This window comes from Pseudomonas sp. Sample_24 (genome assembly GCF_004307605.1).
GTDB lineage: Bacteria > Pseudomonadota > Gammaproteobacteria > Pseudomonadales > Pseudomonadaceae > Aquipseudomonas.
The window spans coordinates 1-3,509 of sequence record NZ_RCNW01000237.1; the positions used below are offsets into that span (position 1 = coordinate 1).

Sequence of the window (3,509 nt, forward strand, 5' to 3'; positions counted from 1 at the left end):
GCGGGGGCTCCCGAGCGGGAAAATGGAAGCGCGCCATTATAGTCAGACACCCCCTCGGGTTCAATGTAAAACTCTGTCTATTCTCGACGCGGTGATCGACGGGGCTTGCAGAACCGAAATTCTCCGAGAACCGGGGCCGCTTGCGATGTTCGGCCGAACGGTTGTCCGTAGGATCAAGGCTTGCCCGCGATGGCGATCTTGAGGACGCCATCGCGGGCAAGCCTTGCTCCTACAGAAGGGTGCACGCTGGATCAACCGCACCTACAGTTCGACTTTGACCCAACTCACCGGCTGATCGAGCCAATCGGCGAATTCGTCGAGAAAGCTCTGCTTGAACCCGGCTTCAGCCCAGTTATTGAAGATGAAACCCAGGTTGGAGAAAGCGCATTCCTGCAAAAACAGAAAGCCGTTGATATCGTCTTCGTGCCCGCATTCGGGGCAGGTGAAGTTGTCGGTGCGCCCTGGCATCCAGTCTTCGAGGCTTTCGAACAGTGCTTCGCCAATTTCCTTGCGGCATTCGGCGCAGCCCGCTTCCTCAAGGAAACCCTTGGCCGGCGTATAGATGCAGCGCTTGGTGACGATTTCCAGGCCGTTGACCGGCTCACCGAACGGCAAGGCTTCCGGATGCAGCACCACCGCGCGCGCACCGTCGCCGATGGCATGGGCCATGCGATTGCCGGTACGACCGCAGGTGGTCAGTTCTTCGTGGATGATGTTCTTGCGCACCAGCCAACGCACAATCGCCCGCGCCCGGGGCTCGTGCACCGGCAGCGTGGAGATTTTCGGGACGATGATGCTTTGCGAATTCATGGGGTACAGGCCTGGAGCTTTGATGAAGGGGAAACGATCAACAACCCCTGTAGGAGCGAGCCTGCTCGCGATAGCGGAGTGCCTGCCAACATCAATGTCGACTATGAAATCGCTATCGCGAGCAGGCTCACTCCTACAGTAAATTGCGGCGAGCCCATAGAAGGTATAGGCCCGTGAGTGCGGTTTTTACAGCTCTACGACCACCGCCTGCGAAGCACGGGTTGCTTTGGCGCGAGCGGTTTCGATCGACTCGTCGCGCGCCAGTGCCACGCCCATGCGGCGCTGACCATTGACTTCAGGCTTGCCGAACAGACGCAACGCGGTATCCGGTTCGCTCAACGCTGCGCCGAGGTTGGCGAAAGCAGTCTGGGTCGACTGCCCTTCCACCAGAATCACCGCCGAGGCCGATGGGCCGAACTGACGGATCAACGGGATCGGCAGACCCAGAATCGCCCGAGCGTGCAAGGCAAATTGCGACAGGTCCTGAGAGATCAAAGTCACCAGACCAGTGTCGTGAGGGCGCGGCGAGACTTCGCTGAACCACACTTGATCGCCCTTGATGAACAACTCGACGCCAAACAGACCACGGCCACCCAAGGCTTCAGTCACCGCTTTGGCAACGCGCTCGGATTCAGCCAGGGCAATCGGGCTCATGGCTTGAGGCTGCCAGGATTCCTGGTAATCGCCCTTCTCCTGACGGTGGCCGACCGGCGCGCAGAAGGTGGTGCCGCCAACGTGGCGAACGGTCAGCAGCGTGATTTCGTAATCGAAATCGATAAAGCCTTCGATGATGACCCGACCTTTACCGGCACGCCCGCCTTCCTGGGCGTAATCCCAGGCTTTCTGCACGTCATCGGCGCTGCGCAACAGGCTCTGGCCTTTGCCCGACGAGCTCATGACCGGCTTGACCACACACGGGAAACCGAGGTCTTCGACCGCCTTGCGGTAATCCTCGAAGGTGTCGGCGAAGTGGTACGGCGAGGTCGGCAGGTCCAGCTCTTCGGCGGCCAGGCGACGGATGCCTTCACGGTTCATGGTCAACTGCGCGGCGCGCGCGGTCGGGATCACGGTGAAACCTTCAGATTCCAGCTCGACCAGGGTCGCGGTCGCGATGGCTTCGATTTCCGGCACGATGAAGTGCGGCTTCTCGGCTTCGATCACGGCACGCAGGGCCGCGCCATCGAGCATATTGATCACATGGCTGCGGTGCGCCACCTGCATGGCCGGCGCGTTGGCGTAACGGTCGACGGCAATCACTTCAACACCCAGGCGTTGCAGCTCGATCACCACTTCCTTGCCCAATTCGCCACAGCCACACATCAATACGCGGGTCGCGGTGGGCGACAATGGAGTTCCGATACGGGTCATCTGAAGGTCCTCAAGGAGCGGATCATCGAGGGATGCGACGGCTGGCGCGCTTCCCATGGGGAGAAAGCGCGGCATTTTACATGAACTTCAGCTGACGACAGCCTGTTTGCGCAGACGCCAGGCCATGATCAGCCACACGGCCGTGACGCCGGCGAACTTCGAGCCCAGCGCGGTGATGATCACCCCAGGCGTCAGCGCGTCGATCATGCCGAAGAAGATAAAGGTATCGAGGGGAATGCTCAGGGCCGAACTTATCCACAGGCGATCATGCAACGGGCGCCGGGTGATGCTGAACACCAGCCAGTCGATGCATTCGGACACCGCGAACGCCGTAGCGCTGGCCAGTGCAATGGATGGATCGGACGTGACATAAGACAGCACCAGCGCGGCCAGCATCGCCGCAATCGCGCCGTGGCCGAAGCGGGTTTGCACCATGTCGCGCAACACAAACACCAGCCCGCCCCAGGCCGACCAGATGATGTCCAGGTGTGGCGCAGTGGAAAAGGCGTAGTTGATCAGCACGACGCTGCTGATGTAGGCGATCAGGAAGAGCATGGGAGCAGTAGTACCTGTCAATTTTGTGCACAGGGTACTTCATCTTCGGTACACAAATAACCTGTGGCGAGGGAGCTTGCTCCCGCTGGGGCGCGAAGCGGCCCTGAAATGAACGGGCTATACCAGATGGATTGGGGCTGCTTCGCAGCCCAGCGGGAGCAAGCTCCCTCGCCACGAAAGCCCACACCATTCAGCTATCGGATTTAGTCGGCAACATCCACACCAATCCACTGGCCTTGGCCCGCTCATGACACAACCCCAGCACCTTGCGGCGTTCGTCGTTGTCCATGCGGCTCCAACGGGTGATTTCTTCGACGGTGCGCTGGCAACCGGTGCAGATGTCATCGTCGTCCAGCGCACAGATGCTCACGCAGGGCGATGCCACCGGGCGTTCGCTAACCGTCATTCTTCCTGCTCGACAAGGTCGCGGGCGTAGCGCTGAGCGTTGTGCACGTAATGTGCAGCACTGGCTTCGAGCATTTTCTTCTGCGGTTCGGTCAGCTCGCGCACGACTTTGCCAGGCGAGCCCATGACCAGCGAACCGTCGGGAATTTCCTTGCCTTCACCGATCAGCGAATTGGCGCCGATGATGCAGTTCTTGCCGATCTTCGCGCCATTGAGAATCACCGCGTTGATCCCGATCAGGCTGTAATCGCCCACGGTGCAGCCATGCAACATCGCATTGTGGCCAATGGTCACGCCGGTGCCGATCGTCAGTGGATAGCCCATGTCGGTGTGCATCACGGTGCCGTCCTGGACGTTGCTGTTCTTGCCGA

At 60.2% G+C, this 3,509-nt stretch carries 5 protein-coding genes; all 5 read right to left on the reverse strand.

Features of this window, described 5'->3' with window-relative positions; translation table 11 throughout:
- Positions 1-261: 261 nt before the first annotated feature.
- Entirely contained in the window at positions 262-810 is a 549-nt protein-coding gene (locus D8V06_RS12825) for a sugar ABC transporter ATPase (RefSeq protein WP_130905798.1), read from the reverse strand.
- Between the two features lie 186 nt (positions 811-996).
- Positions 997-2,178: a formate-dependent phosphoribosylglycinamide formyltransferase gene (gene purT / locus D8V06_RS12835; RefSeq protein WP_130907469.1), complete on the reverse strand. Its 1,182-nt coding sequence runs from the start codon at positions 2,176-2,178 to the stop codon at positions 997-999.
- Positions 2,179-2,265: 87 nt separating this feature from the next.
- On the reverse strand, positions 2,266-2,733 hold the full coding sequence (locus D8V06_RS12840) for a VUT family protein (RefSeq protein WP_056855198.1): 468 nt from the start codon (positions 2,731-2,733) through the stop codon (positions 2,266-2,268).
- Between the two features lie 190 nt (positions 2,734-2,923).
- The gene (locus D8V06_RS12845; protein WP_130905800.1) at positions 2,924-3,139 is read right to left on the reverse strand and encodes a DUF1289 domain-containing protein; all 216 of its coding nucleotides are present in this window, start codon (positions 3,137-3,139) and stop codon (positions 2,924-2,926) included.
- Positions 3,136-3,509, reverse strand: a 374-nt coding sequence (locus D8V06_RS12850) for a gamma carbonic anhydrase family protein (RefSeq protein WP_130931068.1), incomplete at its 5' end; no start/stop codon positions are given. The genes D8V06_RS12845 and D8V06_RS12850, both read right to left, overlap by 4 nt.

Coding starts and splice junctions, on each gene's coding strand:
- D8V06_RS12845 (WP_130905800.1), bottom strand. CDS start 3,139: ATGACGGTTAGCGAACGCCCGGTGGCATCGCCCTGCGTGAGCATCTGT.
- D8V06_RS12840 (WP_056855198.1), bottom strand. CDS start 2,733: ATGCTCTTCCTGATCGCCTACATCAGCAGCGTCGTGCTGATCAACTAC.
- purT (WP_130907469.1), bottom strand. CDS start 2,178: ATGACCCGTATCGGAACTCCATTGTCGCCCACCGCGACCCGCGTATTG.
- D8V06_RS12825 (WP_130905798.1), bottom strand. CDS start 810: ATGAATTCGCAAAGCATCATCGTCCCGAAAATCTCCACGCTGCCGGTG.